11 protein-coding genes, 4 tRNA genes, 2 rRNA genes and 1 pseudogene are annotated in these 17,648 nt (G+C 46.6%); 16 read left to right on the plus strand and 2 right to left on the minus strand.

The window, feature by feature from the left end; translation table 11 throughout:
• Positions 1–124 precede the first annotated feature (124 nt).
• Positions 125–3,017, plus strand: a 23S ribosomal RNA gene (locus SO_RS00980).
• A 205-nt stretch (positions 3,018–3,222) separates the two neighbouring features.
• Positions 3,223–3,338, plus strand: a 5S ribosomal RNA gene (gene rrf, locus SO_RS00985).
• Positions 3,339–3,502: 164 nt separating this feature from the next.
• On the opposite strand, the pseudogene SO_RS00990 reads toward rrf, so the two are convergent.
• Positions 3,503–4,529: pseudogene (locus SO_RS00990) on the minus strand (IS630 family transposase).
• A gap of 277 nt (positions 4,530–4,806) precedes the next feature.
• On the opposite strand from SO_RS00990, the gene murB reads away from it, so the two are divergent.
• On the plus strand, positions 4,807–5,832 hold the full coding sequence (gene murB, locus SO_RS00995; RefSeq protein ID WP_011070601.1) for a UDP-N-acetylmuramate dehydrogenase: 1,026 nt from the start codon (positions 4,807–4,809) through the stop codon (positions 5,830–5,832).
• Entirely contained in the window at positions 5,825–6,784 is a 960-nt protein-coding gene (birA, locus tag SO_RS01000; protein WP_011070602.1) for a bifunctional biotin--[acetyl-CoA-carboxylase] ligase/biotin operon repressor BirA, read from the plus strand. The genes murB and birA overlap by 8 nt, the downstream gene beginning before the upstream one ends.
• A gap of 2 nt (positions 6,785–6,786) precedes the next feature.
• Here the strand turns inward: birA and coaA are convergent, their stop codons facing one another.
• A complete protein-coding gene (gene coaA, locus SO_RS01005; protein ID WP_011070603.1) occupies positions 6,787–7,737 on the minus strand; it encodes a type I pantothenate kinase in 951 nt (316 codons plus the stop codon).
• 234 nt (positions 7,738–7,971) lie between these two features.
• On the opposite strand from coaA, the gene SO_RS01010 reads away from it, so the two are divergent.
• The 12 genes from SO_RS01010 to rpoB all read left to right on the plus strand — a co-directional run bounded on the left by SO_RS01010 (position 7,972) and on the right by rpoB (position 17,572).
• Positions 7,972–8,047 (plus strand) — tRNA-Thr (locus SO_RS01010).
• Positions 8,048–8,054: 7 nt separating this feature from the next.
• Positions 8,055–8,139, plus strand: a tRNA-Tyr gene (locus SO_RS01015).
• Between the two features lie 34 nt (positions 8,140–8,173).
• Positions 8,174–8,247 (plus strand) — tRNA-Gly (locus SO_RS01020).
• Positions 8,248–8,256: 9 nt separating this feature from the next.
• Positions 8,257–8,332 (plus strand) — tRNA-Thr (locus SO_RS01025).
• Positions 8,333–8,447: 115 nt separating this feature from the next.
• Positions 8,448–9,632 carry an elongation factor Tu gene (gene tuf, locus SO_RS01030; protein WP_011070604.1) on the plus strand — a complete coding sequence of 395 codons (1,185 nt, stop codon included), beginning with the start codon at positions 8,448–8,450 and terminating at the stop codon, positions 9,630–9,632.
• Positions 9,633–9,908: 276 nt separating this feature from the next.
• Complete coding sequence (gene secE, locus SO_RS01035) at positions 9,909–10,280, plus strand: preprotein translocase subunit SecE (RefSeq protein ID WP_011070605.1); 372 nt, start codon at positions 9,909–9,911, stop codon at positions 10,278–10,280.
• A 9-nt stretch (positions 10,281–10,289) separates the two neighbouring features.
• On the plus strand, positions 10,290–10,841 hold the full coding sequence (nusG, locus tag SO_RS01040; protein WP_011070606.1) for a transcription termination/antitermination protein NusG: 552 nt from the start codon (positions 10,290–10,292) through the stop codon (positions 10,839–10,841).
• Between the two features lie 127 nt (positions 10,842–10,968).
• Entirely contained in the window at positions 10,969–11,397 is a 429-nt protein-coding gene (gene rplK / locus SO_RS01045; RefSeq protein WP_011070607.1) for a 50S ribosomal protein L11, read from the plus strand.
• Between the two features lie 4 nt (positions 11,398–11,401).
• A complete protein-coding gene (rplA, locus tag SO_RS01050) occupies positions 11,402–12,103 on the plus strand; it encodes a 50S ribosomal protein L1 (protein ID WP_011070608.1) in 702 nt (233 codons plus the stop codon).
• A 265-nt stretch (positions 12,104–12,368) separates the two neighbouring features.
• On the plus strand, positions 12,369–12,869 hold the full coding sequence (gene rplJ / locus SO_RS01055) for a 50S ribosomal protein L10 (RefSeq protein WP_011070609.1): 501 nt from the start codon (positions 12,369–12,371) through the stop codon (positions 12,867–12,869).
• 54 nt (positions 12,870–12,923) lie between these two features.
• On the plus strand, positions 12,924–13,292 hold the full coding sequence (gene rplL / locus SO_RS01060) for a 50S ribosomal protein L7/L12 (RefSeq protein WP_007644333.1): 369 nt from the start codon (positions 12,924–12,926) through the stop codon (positions 13,290–13,292).
• Between the two features lie 242 nt (positions 13,293–13,534).
• The gene (gene rpoB / locus SO_RS01065) at positions 13,535–17,572 is read left to right on the plus strand and encodes a DNA-directed RNA polymerase subunit beta (protein WP_011070610.1); all 4,038 of its coding nucleotides are present in this window, start codon (positions 13,535–13,537) and stop codon (positions 17,570–17,572) included.
• The last annotated feature ends 76 nt before the right edge of the window (positions 17,573–17,648 follow it).

The raw sequence follows: 17,648 nt of genomic DNA on the forward strand, positions 1-17,648 counted from the left end.
CACACTTTTTAAGTGTCTTGAATATTCAAGTCTAAGGCGAGTCCATCTTCTTGGTCGAAGATGAGACAAGTAAAACCAGCTGGTCGCAACAGCGCAAGTGATGTGAAACTCATTTGGGTTGTATGGTTAAGCGACTAAGCGTATACGGTGGATGCCTTGGCAGTCAGAGGCGATGAAGGACGTAGTAACTTGCGAAAAGCGTTGGCGAGCTAGTAACAAGCATTTGAGCTAACGATGTCCGAATGGGGGAACCCGGCCGCATAAGCGGTCATCATGTGGTGAATACATAGCGACATGAGGCAAACGAGGGGAACTGAAACATCTAAGTACCCTTAGGAAAAGAAATCAACCGAGATTCCCCTAGTAGCGGCGAGCGAACGGGGATTAGCCCTTAAGTCAGAGGGGTGTTAGTGGAATGGTCTGGAAAGTCCAGCGGCACAGGGTGATAGCCCCGTACACGAAAACTAACCTTTGATGAAAACGAGTAAGGCGGGACACGTGATATCCTGTTTGAATATGGGGGGACCATCCTCCAAGGCTAAATACTCCTGACTGACCGATAGTGAACCAGTACCGTGAGGGAAAGGCGAAAAGAACCCCTGTGAGGGGAGTGAAATAGAACCTGAAACCGTATACGTACAAGCAGTGGGAGCGGTACTTGAGACCGTGACTGCGTACCTTTTGTATAATGGGTCAGCGACTTACGTTTTGTAGCGAGGTTAAGCGAATAGCGGAGCCGTAGGGAAACCGAGTGTTAACTGCGCGTTTAGTTGCAAGGCGTAGACCCGAAACCCGGTGATCTAGCCATGGGCAGGTTGAAGGTTGAGTAACATCAACTGGAGGACCGAACCGACTAATGTTGAAAAATTAGCGGATGACTTGTGGCTGGGGGTGAAAGGCCAATCAAACCGGGAGATATCTGGTTCTCCTCGAAAGCTATTTAGGTAGCGCCTCGAGCGAATACCATTGGGGGTAGAGCACTGTTAAGGCTAGGGGGTCATCCCGACTTACCAACCCTTTGCAAACTCCGAATACCAATGAGTACTACTCGGGAGACAGACGGCGGGTGCTAACGTCCGTCGTCAAAAGGGAAACAACCCAGACCGTCAGCTAAGGTCCCAAAGTGTATGTTAAGTGGGAAACGATGTGGGAAGGCTTAGACAGCTAGGATGTTGGCTTAGAAGCAGCCATCATTTAAAGAAAGCGTAATAGCTCACTAGTCGAGTCGGCCTGCGCGGAAGATGTAACGGGGCTAAACATACCACCGAAGCTACGGGTGCAATCCATTAGGGTTGCGCGGTAGAGGAGCGTTCTGTAAGCCGTAGAAGGTGAAGGGGTAACCCACACTGGAGGTATCAGAAGTGCGAATGCTGACATGAGTAACGATAAAGGGGGTGAAAAACCCCCTCGCCGAAAGACCAAGGGTTCCTGTCCAACGTTAATCGGGGCAGGGTGAGTCGACCCCTAAGGTGAGGCCGAAAGGCGTAATCGATGGGAAACAGATTAATATTTCTGTACTTTTGCTAACTGCGATGGAGAGACGGAGAAGGCTAGGCTAGCGCGGCGTTGGTAGTCCGCGTTTAAGGTGGTAGGTGGGTGACTTAGGCAAATCCGGGTCACTATACACTGAGAGCTGATGACGAGTCCCCAAGGGGATGAAGTAGTTGATGCCATGCTTCCAGGAAAATCTTCTAAGCTTCAGGTTAGTAGGAATCGTACCCCAAACCGACACAGGTGGTCGGGTAGAGAATACCAAGGCGCTTGAGAGAACTCGGCTGAAGGAACTAGGCAAAATGGTACCGTAACTTCGGGAGAAGGTACGCTCCTGTTGGTGATGAGACTTGCTCTCTAAGCTGACGGGAGTCGCAGATACCAGGTGGCTGCAACTGTTTATCAAAAACACAGCACTGTGCAAACTCGCAAGAGGAAGTATACGGTGTGACGCCTGCCCGGTGCCGGAAGGTTAATTGATTGGGTTATCGCAAGAGAAGCTCATGATCGAAGCCCCGGTAAACGGCGGCCGTAACTATAACGGTCCTAAGGTAGCGAAATTCCTTGTCGGGTAAGTTCCGACCTGCACGAATGGCGTAATGATGGCCACGCTGTCTCCAGCCGAGACTCAGTGAAGTTGAAATTGCGGTGAAGATGCCGTATACCCGCGGCTAGACGGAAAGACCCCGTGAACCTTTACTATAGCTTGGCACTGAACATTGACCCTACATGTGTAGGATAGGTGGGAGACTTTGAAGTTGGAACGCTAGTTCTGATGGAGTCGTCCTTGAAATACCACCCTTGTAGTGTTGATGTTCTAACTTGGCCCCATTATCTGGGGTAAGGACAGTGCCTGGTGGGTAGTTTGACTGGGGCGGTCTCCTCCCAAAGAGTAACGGAGGAGCACGAAGGTTGGCTAAGTACGGTCGGACATCGTACGGTTAGTGCAATGGCATAAGCCAGCTTAACTGCGAGACAGACACGTCGAGCAGGTACGAAAGTAGGTCATAGTGATCCGGTGGTTCTGAATGGAAGGGCCATCGCTCAACGGATAAAAGGTACTCCGGGGATAACAGGCTGATACCGCCCAAGAGTTCATATCGACGGCGGTGTTTGGCACCTCGATGTCGGCTCATCACATCCTGGGGCTGAAGTCGGTCCCAAGGGTATGGCTGTTCGCCATTTAAAGTGGTACGCGAGCTGGGTTCAGAACGTCGTGAGACAGTTCGGTCCCTATCTGCCGTGGGCGTTGGATGATTGAGGGGAGTTGCTCCTAGTACGAGAGGACCGGAGTGAACGAACCGCTGGTGTTCGGGTTGTCATGCCAATGGCATTGCCCGGTAGCTATGTTCGGAATCGATAACCGCTGAAAGCATCTAAGCGGGAAGCGAGCCCCAAGATGAGTCATCCCTTGGACTTTAAGTCCACTAAAGAGCCGTTCGAGACTAGGACGTTGATAGGTCAGGTGTGTAAGCGTTGTGAGGCGTTGAGCTAACTGATACTAATGACTCGAGAGGCTTAACCATACAACCCAGATGGGTTTTACTGAAAATGTTCCAGACATTTTCCAGTACTTCCTCCTTCCCTGGAGGTCGTACAGTACTTAGACGAATACAAACACTTAAGAAGTGATACTCAATACAGCTTTCTAAATTAATAAATAAGACAAGAGTAGGTTCTAGGACCTAGCAGCACGCAGTGCGCTCTCGAGTCTTGTTTATACCGAATTTGCTTGGTGACAATAGCATTGTGGTCCCACCTGATCCCATCCCGAACTCAGAAGTGAAACGCAATCGCGCCGATGGTAGTGTGGGGTCTCCCCATGTGAGAGTAGGTCATCGCCAAGCGCCTAATTTGATTTCACTTTTAAACGTGAAGACAAACAGTCTCGTAAGAGAGCATAAAGCCAGCTGAATAAGCTGGCTTTTTTGTTTTTGTTATTTCAATTTTTACATTTACGACTCTGCAAAATTATCTTCTTAATCTCCTGACTTTATACCAATTATATTAATTAACTGGTCATAGTAGCCCATTGTCTAGTACACAACTCTATCACTCTTACTTTCTTCTCAATGAAGGTATTCCATGCGATGGAACACTGCTCGACAATGTCGCCATAACCACTAAAACAACGATTGGCCAATACATTTTGACGCAGCCATTGCCAGACTAGCTCCATCGGATTCAACTCCGGTGAATATGGGGGCAATTTGAGAAGCGTGAGATTATCAAAGTCATCGGCCAAATCCTGTTGATGCCAGCCCGCTCAGTCCATGATGACCAGTGCGTGGCGTCCGAATGCCGTTGCGGTTGAGAGTAGCTTTAAATGCTCGTACATATAGTCGCGATTGGCATGCGGAGCAATAATCGCTTGTGTCGCCCCTGTTGCCGGACACACTGCACCATATAGATACACAGATTCAAATTGTTGCTGCTTGACTGCCCGTGGACGAGTGCCTTTCTTGGCCCAAATACGGGTGGTTGTATTCTGTTGGCCAAATCGGGCTTCATCTTGAAACCAAACATCGATGCGAGCGAGCGCGACATGTCCTGGCATGTTAAGGCTCGTTGCCATCCGGAAGTTTTTCAAAAGCCTCTTATGCCGCTTCGGATTGTTTCGGGTGGCGAGAGCGAGTGGTAATCCATGAAAAGCCGAGTTGATGTAGTAAACGGTAGAGATTAGTTTGCTTGAAAGTCACGCCAAATTCAGTCTGGATAAAATGGCCGACGTCCTTGGCCACCAACCTGCCACCTTGTTCAGATAGGCTTTGGTGCTGTACAAACGTTTTAAGTTTGGCTTGCTGTGCGGTTGACAATGTCGCAGGACGGCCCAGATTGGGCGCATCGTCTAGACCACTCAAACCTTGAGCTAAATAGGTGGATATCCATCGATTCACACTGGTTCTACTGACCTTGAGCATGCTTGCGATAGCGGTACGAGAATGACCTTCGCTGAAATGGAGCAAGGCAAGGTAGCGCATACGTATACGTGCGCTTTTCTCGGATTTAACTAATGCAGCAATGTCTGGATGGCTCATGAGCTGGAAGCTGAGAAAGTGTTGGCTAATTAGATCACATAATTAAGGAGATTGGTATAACACCTGCTGTGCGTTAGTGGTTCACGTCAATAGCTTCTTACTCGCCTTTATCAGTTCTTTATTGGGCAAATTTGCTTTTATCTTTATGGTGTTTATCACCATTACAATTCGGGTATTGATAACATAGATTATGATCCTTTATGTATGAGTCTCCTGTTTGCTGCAATTGAAGGGGGAAGCGTTTACAATGGCGCTTTTATCGTAGCAGAACAACGCCATGTCTTTCCCATACTCGCTAAAGTCGTTTAATACCTTCGGAGTGACACAATCGTGCTTATCACTTATTGAGGTGCGTTCAAAGGCAGAGCTGCAAGCTATTTGTCTACCGTTATATCAGTCTAAACAGCCAATGTTAGTTTTAGGTGGTGGTAGCAATATCGTCTTTACCGATGACTTTAATGGTACGGTGGTGCGAGTATTGTCTAAAGGGATTTCCGTCACTGAAGATGTAAGTTATTTTTATCTTGAAATTGAGGCGGGGGAGAATTGGCATGAATTAGTGGAATTCACGCTAAATAACCATATGGCTGGGCTGGAAAATTTAGCCCTGATCCCGGGTACTGTCGGTGCTGCACCTATTCAAAATATCGGCGCCTACGGTGTTGAGCTTTGCGATATTTGTCACTGGGTTGAATATCTCGATCTTGATTCAGGCCTTTTACTGAGGCTATCCGTGGACGAGTGTGAGTTCAGTTATCGCGAGTCGATTTTTAAAGGCAGATTGCGTGACAAAGCTGTTATTACCGCCGTTGGATTACGCTTACCGAAAACTTGGCAACCTAGATTAGCTTATGGTCCATTGCAATCTTTTGCTGCAGATACCGTCACACCAAGGGATATTTTCGAGCGGGTGTGTGAGGTCAGAAGCGAGAAATTACCTGATCCGCACATCTTGGGTAATGCCGGGAGTTTTTTTAAGAATCCTATTATTAGTGCAGCAGCTTATGTTGAACTTGCTCAACGTTTTCCAAACATTGTCGGTTATGCACAAGCTAATGGTGATGTGAAACTTGCTGCGGGGTGGTTGATTGAACATGCAGGCCTTAAGGGATTTGTGCTGGGGAACGCTGGAGTACATGCTAAGCAGGCATTAGTGTTAGTGAATTTGGGCAATGCAACTGGGCAAGATATTTGCCGATTGGCATTGCATGTAATCGCTCGCGTGCATGATGTTTTTGGGGTTATGCTTGAAGCCGAACCACGCATAATGGGATTGAATGGGGAGACGAGTCTACATGTCTGACAACTGGGTAAGAAAACGCCAAATATTGGGATTGTTGTCGAATGAGCATTTTGTCTCGGGTGAAGAGTTGGCTACACAACTCGGAATTTCCCGCGCAGCAGTCAGTAAGCATGTAGATACGCTAGAAGACTATGGTGTTGCCATTTTCAGCGTGAAAGGCCGTGGTTATAAGTTAGCTAACCCTATCTCACTTATTGATTCATCTCGTTTAATTCAGGCGATCGATAACCGCTGCTTTTACTTTGATGAAATTCCTAGCACGAACGGCTTTATGTTAGGCCATACAAGTGAGCTTAAGAGTGGTGATCTATGTGTCGCTGAGTATCAGTCTGCAGGGCGAGGACGTAGAGGACGGACTTGGGTGTCTCCCTATGGGCATCATTTGTACTTCTCGCAGTTTTGGTCATTTCCACAGGGAATGGCGCAGGCTATGGGTTTAAGCTTAGTCGTGGCTTGTAGTCTAGTTGAGGTACTGAAATCCTTCGGTGTTGAAAATGTTGGTGTTAAGTGGCCGAACGATATTTATCTTAATTTCAAGAAACTTGCTGGCATTTTGATTGAAATGTCTGGGCAGGCAGATAGTGAGTGCCAATTGATTATTGGTATTGGCGTAAATATGGCAATGTCAGAAGGCCAAGGTAAAGGGATTGATCAGCCTTGGAGCGACTTATCTGGTTTGACGTGTATACCAAATAAAACGGACCTGGTGATTGCATTACACAAACAGTTGAAAAGGGATATACAGTTGTTTGAGCGTGAAGGGCTGGTAGCCTTTAAAACGCGGTGGCAGGAGGCAGATCTGTTCCATGGTAAAGAAATTCGTTTATTGATGGGCGAGAATCACCTTGACGGTATTTGTCGTGGGATTGATGAACAGGGCGCTGTATTGTTAGAAAACGCCGATGGCATACAAGCCTATATCGGCGGAGAAATCAGTTTAAGGCCAATATAAGATTATTTACGTAGCAATACGTGGGACATCAAATGATCTTGTCCTTTTTGTAGGATCAGATGTGCTCGTTCTCTTGTCGGCTGAATGTTGAGTTGCAAATTGGGGCCGTTGATTGTATCCCAAATTTTTGCGGCTATGGTATTAGCCTCATCATCGGTTAGGCTTGCATAGTGATGGAAATAGGACTTTTCATCACTAAATGCCCCTTTGCGAAATTGCAAAAAGCGCTCTTGATACCACTGTTTCAATAAATGTTCTTCTGCATCGACATAAATCGAAAAGTCGACAAAGTCAGATACAAAGGGCCTGCGTATATCGACTGGCGAATCTAATCCAGTTTGCAGTACATTGAGACCTTCAAGGATCAATATATCGGGCTGCGAGACGGTTTGATGCTGGCCACGAATGCGGTCGTAGGTTACGTGGGAATAGATAGGCGCATTAACATGAGGTTGTCCTGATTTTACGCCCGAAATAAATTCAACCAACATCTTCATATCGTAACTTTCAGGAAAGCCTTTGCGCTGTAATAAGCCTTTACGCTTTAAGTCGGCCAACGGATATAGAAAACCGTCAGTCGTAACTAAATCGACTTTAGGATGCTCGGGCCACTGGCTTAGTAACGCCTGTAAAATACGTGCAGTGGTGCTTTTACCAACAGCGACGCTACCTGCAAGGCTAATAATATAAGGGCTACTTGACGGCTTCTGACCAAGAAATTCATCGAGGACTAAACCTCGTTGCTGTTTGGCTTTGACAATTAAGTTAAGCAGCCTGCTGAGCGGCAGATAGATATCGGTGACTTCTGAGAGGGAAACCTTTTCATTAATCCCTCGAAGATTCTCCAAGTCTTGCTCACTCAGCGTCATTGGCACAGCGTCCCTCAAAACAGACCATTGTGCGCGCTCAAAGGCAAGATAGAGTGCTTTTTGAATTGGATTCTTTGACGTCATTGGCTTTCCTCGACTTAGGAATCGCACAGTACACCATGACTTAAGTATCGACAATATAAAATCAATTCCTGAAGCTTTGTTTCTATTTCATCTGATCGTATTTGCTGAATAAATGTCCGTCAATGTCAGTTCAAGGGTAAAAAAGCATCATTTGATTGCTTTTTTTAAACAAATCGTCGATTTTTACTTGCACTTAGGCACGCATTTACCTAATATCCCGTTCCGAAATGATTTGCCGGCATAGCTCAGTTGGTAGAGCAACTGACTTGTAATCAGTAGGTCCCGAGTTCGACTCTTGGTGCCGGCACCATTTTACTGGAGGGGTTCCCGAGTGGCCAAAGGGATCAGACTGTAAATCTGACGGCTCCGCCTTCGAAGGTTCGAATCCTTCTCCCTCCACCATTTTCTAGGTAGTTAGGTAGCCTTAGTAGGTTGCGCGGGCATCGTATAATGGTATTACTCCAGCCTTCCAAGCTGATAACGCGGGTTCGATTCCCGCTGCCCGCTCCAAATTTAGTTGCTGATATGGCTCAGTTGGTAGAGCACACCCTTGGTAAGGGTGAGGTCGGCAGTTCGAATCTGCCTATCAGCACCAGCCTTTCTAAATTAAGCTCCTATACCTAAATAATCGGTTCGATGTCATTTATATGCATCGGATTTTTTCTATATGTATGTTTTCATCACCAAGACTCTTGGATTGAGGCAATACCATGGCTAAAGCTAAATTTGAACGTTCTAAGCCCCATGTAAACGTGGGCACCATCGGTCACGTTGACCATGGTAAAACCACTCTGACTGCAGCTATCTCTCACGTACTGGCTAAGACCTACGGTGGTGAAGCTAAAGACTTCTCTCAAATCGATAACGCTCCAGAAGAGCGTGAGCGCGGTATTACCATCAATACCTCTCACATCGAATATGACACGCCTTCACGCCACTACGCACACGTAGACTGCCCAGGCCACGCTGACTATGTTAAAAACATGATCACTGGTGCTGCACAGATGGACGGCGCGATATTAGTAGTTGCTTCTACAGACGGTCCAATGCCACAAACGCGTGAGCACATCCTGCTGTCTCGCCAAGTAGGCGTACCATTCATCATCGTATTCATGAACAAATGTGACATGGTTGACGATGCTGAGCTGTTAGAATTAGTCGAAATGGAAGTACGTGAACTGTTATCAGAATACGACTTCCCAGGTGATGACTTACCCGTAATCCAAGGTTCAGCTCTGAAAGCGCTAGAAGGCGAGCCAGAGTGGGAAGCGAAGATCCTTGAGCTGGCAGCAGCTTTAGACTCTTACATTCCAGAACCAGAGCGTGATATCGATAAGCCATTCCTGATGCCAATCGAAGACGTATTCTCAATCTCTGGCCGTGGTACAGTAGTAACTGGTCGTGTTGAGCGTGGTATCGTACGTGTTGGTGACGAAGTAGAAATCGTTGGTATCCGTACTACAACTAAGACCACCTGTACTGGTGTTGAAATGTTCCGTAAACTGCTTGACGAAGGTCGTGCAGGTGAGAACTGTGGTATTTTATTACGTGGTACTAAGCGTGATGATGTAGAACGTGGCCAAGTATTATCTAAGCCAGGTTCAATCAACCCACACACCACTTTTGAATCAGAAGTCTACGTACTGTCAAAAGAAGAAGGTGGTCGTCACACGCCATTCTTCAAAGGCTACCGTCCACAGTTCTACTTCCGTACAACTGACGTAACCGGTACTATCGAACTGCCAGAAGGCGTAGAGATGGTAATGCCAGGCGACAACATCAAGATGAAAGTGACTCTGATCTGCCCAATCGCGATGGACGAAGGTTTACGCTTCGCAATCCGTGAAGGTGGCCGTACAGTAGGCGCTGGTGTTGTAGCGAAGATTTTCGCTTAATCGCGAATTAGCTATCGTGCTGAAAAAGGAAGCTTAGGCTTCCTTTTTTGTTTAAGTCGATTATTTACTGGGTTTTGTGGGATGCAATCGTTGTGCATCCTTGCTAACAAAGTCGAATAAGAATACAATCTATGGCCGATTTTTGACCCTGAGCTTATGCAACGTGCGTTTCTAAGGGTATTCGGAATTCAGAGTATCTAAAGCGTATTGTAACTGGGTCGTATGCCCCTAATTATTGTGCTCAAGCTCAGGCCGTATTGAGTAACGGAATAACCGATGACAACAAATACTGAAAACCAGACTAACTCTCTGGATATCGTGAAGTGGGGTTTAGCAATCCTATTGCTGGCCGCTGCTGTTATTGGCAATCAAATGTATAGCGAGGCGAGTGCTGTTATCCGTGCACTAGCTGTTATCGTTGCATTCGCTATTGCTGGTTTTATTGTCCTACAGACAGAAAAGGGTAAAAAAGCCTTAGCTTTCGCGCGTGAGTCGCAAATTGAAGTGCGCAAGGTCGTATGGCCAACACGCCAAGAAGCGCTTAACACCACTTTTATTGTCCTTGCTGCAACTGGTATCTTAGCTCTTATCCTTTGGGGTATGGATGCCGTGTTAATGCGAATTGTCAATTTTATCACTGGCGTATAGGCACCTCGAATGACTGAAGCTAAAGAAGCTAAAAAAAGATGGTATGTAGTGCAGGCATTCTCAGGCTATGAAGGCCGAGTTTGTAAGTCACTGATTGAATATATTAAAATGCACGGCATGGAACAGTATTTCGGTGAGGTATTAGTTCCGACTGAAGAAGTTATTGAAATGCGTGCAGGTCAGCGTCGTAAGAGTGAGCGTAAGTTTTTCCCTGGTTATGTTCTGGTCCAGATGGAAATGAACGATGACAGCTGGCATTTAGTCAAAAGCATCCCGCGTGTTTTAGGCTTTATTGGCGGAACTTCTGATCGCCCAGCGCCAATTTCAGATAGAGAGGCCGATGCAATTCTGCGTCGCTTACAAGAAACCACAGCTTCGCCAACTCATCGTGTTATTTTCGAGCCGGGCGAAGTGGTGCGTGTATGTGATGGTCCATTTGCTGACTTTAACGGTACTGTTGAAGAAGTGGATTATGACAAGAGCCGCGTAAAAGTGTCAGTAATGATCTTTGGTCGTTCTACACCTGTTGAGCTCGATTTTAGTCAGGTCGAAAAAGGCTGATTAAATTAAATACAAAATCCGTTTGGCAACGGGTGCGGATTTCTATATAATCTGCACCCGTTGTTTTCGGGGGAGCATGTTGGCATGTCGCTGATATGCGTTTGAACCCAAACTGAGGAAATGTCAGATGGCAAAAAAGATTGATGCTTATATTAAGCTACAAGTGAAATCAGGTTCTGCGAACCCTTCACCACCAGTTGGTCCAGCTCTGGGTCAGAAAGGTGTGAACATCATGGAATTCTGTAAAGCGTTTAACGCTCGTACAGAAAAAATGGAAAAAGGCATGCCTATTCCAGTCGTGATCACTGTATACAGTGACCGTTCATTCACTTTCGAAACTAAGACTCCACCAGCTTCTTACTTACTGAAGACTGCTGCAGGCCTGAAATCAGGTTCTCCACGTCCAAACACTCAGAAAGTAGGTACTATCGCTCGTGCTAAGATTCAGGAAATTGCTGAAATGAAAGCCGCCGATATGACTGGTGCTGATGTTGAAGCGATGACTCGCTCAATCGAAGGTACTGCGCGTTCAATGGGTTTGGTTGTAGAGGGTTAATATAATGGCAAAACTAACTAAACGCATGCGCGTAATCCGCGAGAAAGTTGACGGTACTAAATTATACGAAATCAACGATGCTGTTGCTCTGTTAAAAGAATTAGCAACTGCTAAGTTCGTTGAAAGTGTTGACGTTGCTGTTAACCTGGGTATCGACCCACGTAAATCTGACCAAAACGTTCGTGGTGCAACTGTGTTACCACACGGCACTGGTCGTGACGTTCGCGTTGCAGTATTTACACAAGGTGCAAATGCTGAAGCTGCTAAAGCTGCTGGTGCTGAACTTGTTGGTATGGATGATCTGGCTGAGAAAATCAAAGCCGGTGAAATGAACTTTGACGTGGTTATCGCATCTCCAGACGCAATGCGCGTTGTTGGTATGTTAGGTCAAATCTTAGGCCCACGTGGTTTAATGCCTAACCCAAAAACTGGCACAGTAACGCCAAACGTTGCTGAAGCAGTTAAGAATGCTAAAGCTGGTCAAGTTCGTTACCGCAACGACAAGAACGGTATTATCCACACTACTATCGGTAAAGTGGATTTCACACCAGTTCAATTGAAAGAAAACTTGGAAGCGTTAATCTCTGCACTGAAAAAGGCTAAGCCAGCAGTTGCAAAAGGTGTATACGTGAAAAAAGTAAGCATCTCTACCACTATGGGTGCAGGTGTTGCTGTTGACCAAGCTTCTCTCGAAACAGCTAACTAATTTTACAAGGTACGCGCATTAGTCTATAATGCGCGCACTTTGTGGGTTGAAGCCTGTTTTTGATGCTTAAAGCATCATTAATTAGGCTTCCGTCCAAGACCGCAGGTGTTTACTTTAACGGTTTACTTAATTTCCTGCGTAGACGGTGTCAGGCCCCAGCTAAATTTTTTTACTGGATAATCTGCACCGTAAGTCACTAAATACATAAGTATTTAGTATGGTAAATACTAGGGAATACCCTAGGTAGAATCCAGGAGTAAAGCCAATGGCATTAAGACTCGAAGACAAAAAAGCGATTGTTGCTGAAGTCAACGAAGCTGCCAAAGGTGCGCTATCTGCAGTTGCCGCTGATTCTCGCGGTGTAACTGTAGGTGCTATGACCGGTCTGCGTAAAAAAGCTCGCGAAGCTGGTGTTTATGTACGTGTAGTACGTAACACTCTGGCTCGTCGTGCTGTTGAAGGTACTGCATTTGAGTGCCTAGCAGAAACGTTCACTGGCCCAACTTTGATTGCTTTCTCTAACGAGCACCCAGGTGCTGCAGCTCGTCTGTTAAAAGACTTTGCTAAAGAGCAAGCTAACTTCGAAGTTAAAGGCGCAGCCTTTGAAGGGAATTTCATCCCTGCAGCTGACATTGATCGTTTGGCGAAACTGCCAACATACGAAGAAGCACTAGCACAGTTAATGATGACTATGAAAGAAGCATCTGCTGGCAAGTTCGTTCGTACACTGGCCGCCCTGCGCGATCAAAAACAAGAAGCCGCTTAATTTCAAGCTGGCTGCTTAATAGAATTGAATTCAGAACAATAGGAAACATTTGTTATGTCTATCACTAAAGACCAAATCTTAGAAGCCTTTGCAGCTATGTCTGTAATGGAAGTTGTTGAACTGATCGAAGCAATGGAAGAGAAGTTCGGCGTTTCTGCCGCTGCTGCTGTTGTTTCTGGTGGTGGCGAAGCTGCTGCTGCTGTTGAAGAGCAAACAGAATTCAACGTAATTCTGACTGCACACGGCGACAACAAAGTTGCAGTTATTAAAGCCATCCGTGGTGCAACTGGTTTAGGCCTGAAAGAAGCTAAAGCAATGTCTGAAGCTGCTCCAGTAGCAGTTAAAGAAGGCGTTTCTAAAGAAGAAGCTGAAGCTCTGAAGAAAGAACTAGTTGAAGCTGGTGCTTCAGTAGAAATCAAGTAAGCTATTATCTAGCTTGCTCACCCAAGCCACTTGGGTGGAGGCTGGCGGTTTTTTAACCGTCGGCCTTTTTTGCGCTATATGCGCCGGCGATTTTTTTTCACCGTTTGTCGCCAGATTTTGCAGTCCCTAGCAGAGATTACTGGTTAGGTTCTTGCCATCAACGGTGATGGGCAAACGTGCTGAATGTAATAACTTAAGTTATTGATTCAGTCTTGGTCACATCTCGTAAGCAGAGGAAACCCATGGTTTACTCCTATTCTGAAAAGAAGCGTATTCGCAAAGACTTTGGTAAGCGTCCACAGGTGTTGGATATTCCTTACCTTTTGTCTATTCAGTTAGACTCTTTTAAGAAGTTCACCGATCAAGATCCTACCGGTGAGCGCGGTCTTGAAGCCGCCTTCCGTAGCGTTTTTCCCATCAAGAGCTTTTCTGGTAACTCAGAACTGCAATACGTCAGCTATAAGCTTGGCGAGCCTGTTTTTGATGTGAAAGAGTGTCAGATCCGTGGTGTTACATATTCAGCTCCACTGCGCGTTAAATTACGCATGGTGTTGTATGACCGTGAAGCAGCGGCCGGCACTGTAAAAGATATTAAAGAACAAGAAGTCTACATGGGTGATATCCCATTGATGACTGACAACGGTACCTTTGTAATCAACGGTACTGAGCGTGTAATCGTTTCTCAATTACACCGCAGCCCAGGCGTATTCTTCGATCACGACCGTGGTAAAACCCACTCATCAGGTAAGGTACTGTATAACGCACGTATCATCCCTTACCGTGGTTCATGGTTAGACTTTGAATTCGATCCTAAAGATGCACTATTCGTACGTATCGACCGTCGCCGTAAATTACCAGCGACCATCATTCTGCGTGCATTAGAGTACTCTACTCAAGAGATCCTTGACCTGTTCTTCGAACGTGTTGAGTTCAAGATCAAGAAAGATACTCTGGTTATGACCTTAGTCCCTGAGCGTCTGCGTGGCGAAACCGCCAGCTACGACATCAAGGATGCTGAAGGTACTGTATTGGTAGAAGCGGGCCGTCGTGTGACTGCACGCCACATTCGCCAACTTGAAAAAACTAACACCACTGAACTCGAAGTACCAGTTGAGTACATCGTGGGCAAATATGCTGCTCAAGATTACATCGATCCGGATACAGGTGAAGTATTGGTTTCTGCTAACAGTGAAATCAGCTTAGAAGACTTAGCGAAGTTATCACTAGCAGGCATCAAAGAGCTGAGCACGTTATACATTAACGAGCTGGATCACGGTGCTTACATCTCTGACACTCTGCGTATTGATCCAACCACTAACCGCTTAGAAGCGTTAGTTGAGATCTACCGTATGATGCGTCCTGGTGAGCCACCAACCAAAGATGCAGCAGAAGCACTGTTCCAAAACTTATTCTTCAGTGAAGAACGTTATGACCTGTCTAAAGTCGGTCGTATGAAGTTCAACCGTCGTCTCAGCATTCCTGATGACGAAGGTAGCGGTGTATTGTCTAAAGAAGACATCGTTGCTGTAATGAAGAACATTATTCACATCCGTAACGGCTTCGACGAAGTGGACGATATCGACCACTTAGGTAACCGTCGTATTCGTTCTGTGGGTGAGATGGCTGAAAACCAATTCCGTGTTGGTCTGGTCCGTGTTGAGCGCGCCGTGCGTGAACGTCTGTCATTAGGCGATCTGAACGAGCTGATGCCACAAGACTTAATCAACGCTAAGCCAATTTCTGCTGCAGTGAAAGAGTTCTTCGGTTCTTCTCAGCTGTCACAATTCATGGACCAAAACAACCCGCTGTCAGAAGTAACGCATAAGCGTCGTATTTCTGCTCTTGGCCCAGGTGGTTTGACCCGTGAACGTGCAGGCTTCGAAGTCCGCGACGTACATCCAACGCATTATGGTCGTTTATGTCCAATTGAGACCCCTGAAGGTCCAAACATTGGTCTAATCAACTCATTAGCAAGCTTTGCCCGTACTAACTCATACGGCTTCTTAGAAACACCATACCGCAAAGTGGTAGACGGTGTGATCACTGACGAAGTGGAATACTTGTCAGCGATTGAAGAAGGTCGTTATGTAATTGCACAGGCGAACATCGAAGTTGACTCTGAAGGCCGCATGGTTGAAGAGCAGATCGCATGTCGTCACAAAGGTGAATCTACCTTTATGCGCGCATCTGACATTCAATACATGGACGTATCGCCACAACAGATTATTTCTGTTGCTGCGTCTCTGATCCCGTTCTTAGAACACGACGACGCGAACCGTGCATTGATGGGTGCGAACATGCAACGTCAAGCGGTACCAACATTGCGCTCTGAAAAGCCGCTAGTAGGTACGGGTATTGAACGCACGCTCGCTGTGGATTCTGGCGTAGTTGTTGCCGCCAAACGTGGCGGTGTGATCGATTACGTTGATGCGAGCCGCATCGTCGTTAAAGTAAATGAAGACGAGCTGCGCCCAGGCGAAGCGGGTATCGACATTTACAACCTGACTAAGTACACCCGTTCTAACCAAAACACGTGTATCAACCAACGTCCATGTTGCAGCGTTGGTGAGCCAGTTGTACGTGGTGACGTGTTAGCAGACGGTCCGTCTACTGACTTAGGTGACTTAGCCCTTGGCCAGAACATGCGTATCGCGTTCATGCCTTGGAACGGTTACAACTTCGAAGACTCGATCTTAATTTCTGAGCGTGTTGCACAGGAAGACCGTTTCACCACTATCCACATTCAAGAGCTGTCTTGTATCGCTCGTGATACTAAGCTGGGTAGCGAAGAAATCACGGCTGACATTCCAAACGTAGGTGAATCTGCGCTGTCGAAACTCGACGAGTCAGGTATCGTTTACATCGGTGCAGAAGTGAAGGGCGGCGACATTCTGGTTGGTAAAGTGACGCCAAAAGGCGAAACACAACTCACTCCAGAAGAGAAGTTACTGCGCGCCATCTTCGGTGAGAAAGCGTCTGATGTGAAAGACAGCTCACTGCGTGTACCTAACTCTGTTAAAGGTACCATCATCGACGTTCAGGTATTTACCCGTGACGGCGTTGAAAAAGACAAACGCGCCATTGAAATCGAAGAAATGCACATTGCCCAAGCTCGTAAAGACTTAGGTGAAGAGTTCAAGATCCTTGAAGAAGGTGTATTGAGCCGTGCACGCAACTTATTATTAAGTGCCGGTTTCTCTGAAGCACAAATCGCAGCATTGCCACGTAAAGATGTATTGGTTCAAGTCATTGACGATGAAGCCAAACAAACTGAGCTTGAGCAATTAGCTGAACAGCATGAAGAGCTGAAAGCAGACTTCGATAAGAAGTTTGAAATCAAACGCCGCAAGATCACCCAAGGTGATGACTTGGCACCAGGCGTACTGAAGATCGTTAAGGTTTACTTAGCGGTTAAACGTACTATCCAACCAGGTGACAAGATGGCGGGTCGTCACGGTAACAAGGGTGTTATCTCTAAGATTAACCCAATTGAAGACATGCCGTACGACGAGCAAGGCAATCCTGTGGACATCGTGTTGAACCCGCTAGGTGTTCCATCACGTATGAACATCGGTCAGGTTCTTGAAGTTCACTTAGGTGCTGCGGCTAAAGGTATTGGTCACAAGATTGCTGCCATGCTGGAAGATCAGCGCGAGAAGGGACTTGCTGAAGTACGTAATTACATCAAACAAGTGTACGAATTAGGTGACGAAGTGCAGCAGCGCGTTGACATCGATTCATTCACTGACGATGAGTTACTGCGCTTAGCGAACAACCTGAAAGGCGGTATCCCAGTTGCTACACCAGCCTTCGATGGTGCTAAAGAGAAAGAGATCAAGCAGATGCTTGAGCTTGCAGGCTTGCCAACCTCTGGTCAGCTGAAGTTATTTGATGGTCGTACCGGTAACGAATTTGAGCGTCCAGTAACTGTTGGTTACATGTACATGCTCAAACTGAACCACTTAGTTGACGACAAGATGCACGCCCGTTCTACCGGTTCGTACAGCTTAGTGACTCAACAACCATTGGGCGGTAAAGCTCAGTTCGGTGGTCAGCGTTTCGGGGAGATGGAAGTGTGGGCACTCGAAGCATACGGTGCCGCTTATACGCTTCAAGAAATGCTCACCGTGAAATCGGATGACGTTAACGGTCGTACACAGATGTATAAGAACATCGTCGACGGTAACCATCAGATGCAGCCTGGCATGCCAGAGTCCTTCAACGTATTACTGAAGGAGATCCGTTCACTCGGTATTAATATCGAGTTGGATCAGGAATAAGCGTCGCCTTAAGGTAACGTTTGGCAACAGAATGGTGCTCCGCAGTCGCGGAGCACCCGGTTTAACTCCTTCAGGA

Origin of the sequence: Shewanella oneidensis MR-1 (genome assembly GCF_000146165.2) — a bacterium.
GTDB classification, from domain to species: domain Bacteria; phylum Pseudomonadota; class Gammaproteobacteria; order Enterobacterales; family Shewanellaceae; genus Shewanella; species Shewanella oneidensis.

Coding starts and splice junctions, on each gene's coding strand:
- rplA (WP_011070608.1), top strand. CDS start 11,402: ATGGCAAAACTAACTAAACGCATGCGCGTAATCCGCGAGAAAGTTGAC.
- birA (WP_011070602.1), top strand. CDS start 5,825: ATGTCTGACAACTGGGTAAGAAAACGCCAAATATTGGGATTGTTGTCG.
- secE (WP_011070605.1), top strand. CDS start 9,909: ATGACAACAAATACTGAAAACCAGACTAACTCTCTGGATATCGTGAAG.
- rplJ (WP_011070609.1), top strand. CDS start 12,369: ATGGCATTAAGACTCGAAGACAAAAAAGCGATTGTTGCTGAAGTCAAC.
- rpoB (WP_011070610.1), top strand. CDS start 13,535: ATGGTTTACTCCTATTCTGAAAAGAAGCGTATTCGCAAAGACTTTGGT.
- coaA (WP_011070603.1), bottom strand. CDS start 7,737: ATGACGTCAAAGAATCCAATTCAAAAAGCACTCTATCTTGCCTTTGAG.
- rplK (WP_011070607.1), top strand. CDS start 10,969: ATGGCAAAAAAGATTGATGCTTATATTAAGCTACAAGTGAAATCAGGT.
- tuf (WP_011070604.1), top strand. CDS start 8,448: ATGGCTAAAGCTAAATTTGAACGTTCTAAGCCCCATGTAAACGTGGGC.
- rplL (WP_007644333.1), top strand. CDS start 12,924: ATGTCTATCACTAAAGACCAAATCTTAGAAGCCTTTGCAGCTATGTCT.
- murB (WP_011070601.1), top strand. CDS start 4,807: ATGTCTTTCCCATACTCGCTAAAGTCGTTTAATACCTTCGGAGTGACA.
- nusG (WP_011070606.1), top strand. CDS start 10,290: ATGACTGAAGCTAAAGAAGCTAAAAAAAGATGGTATGTAGTGCAGGCA.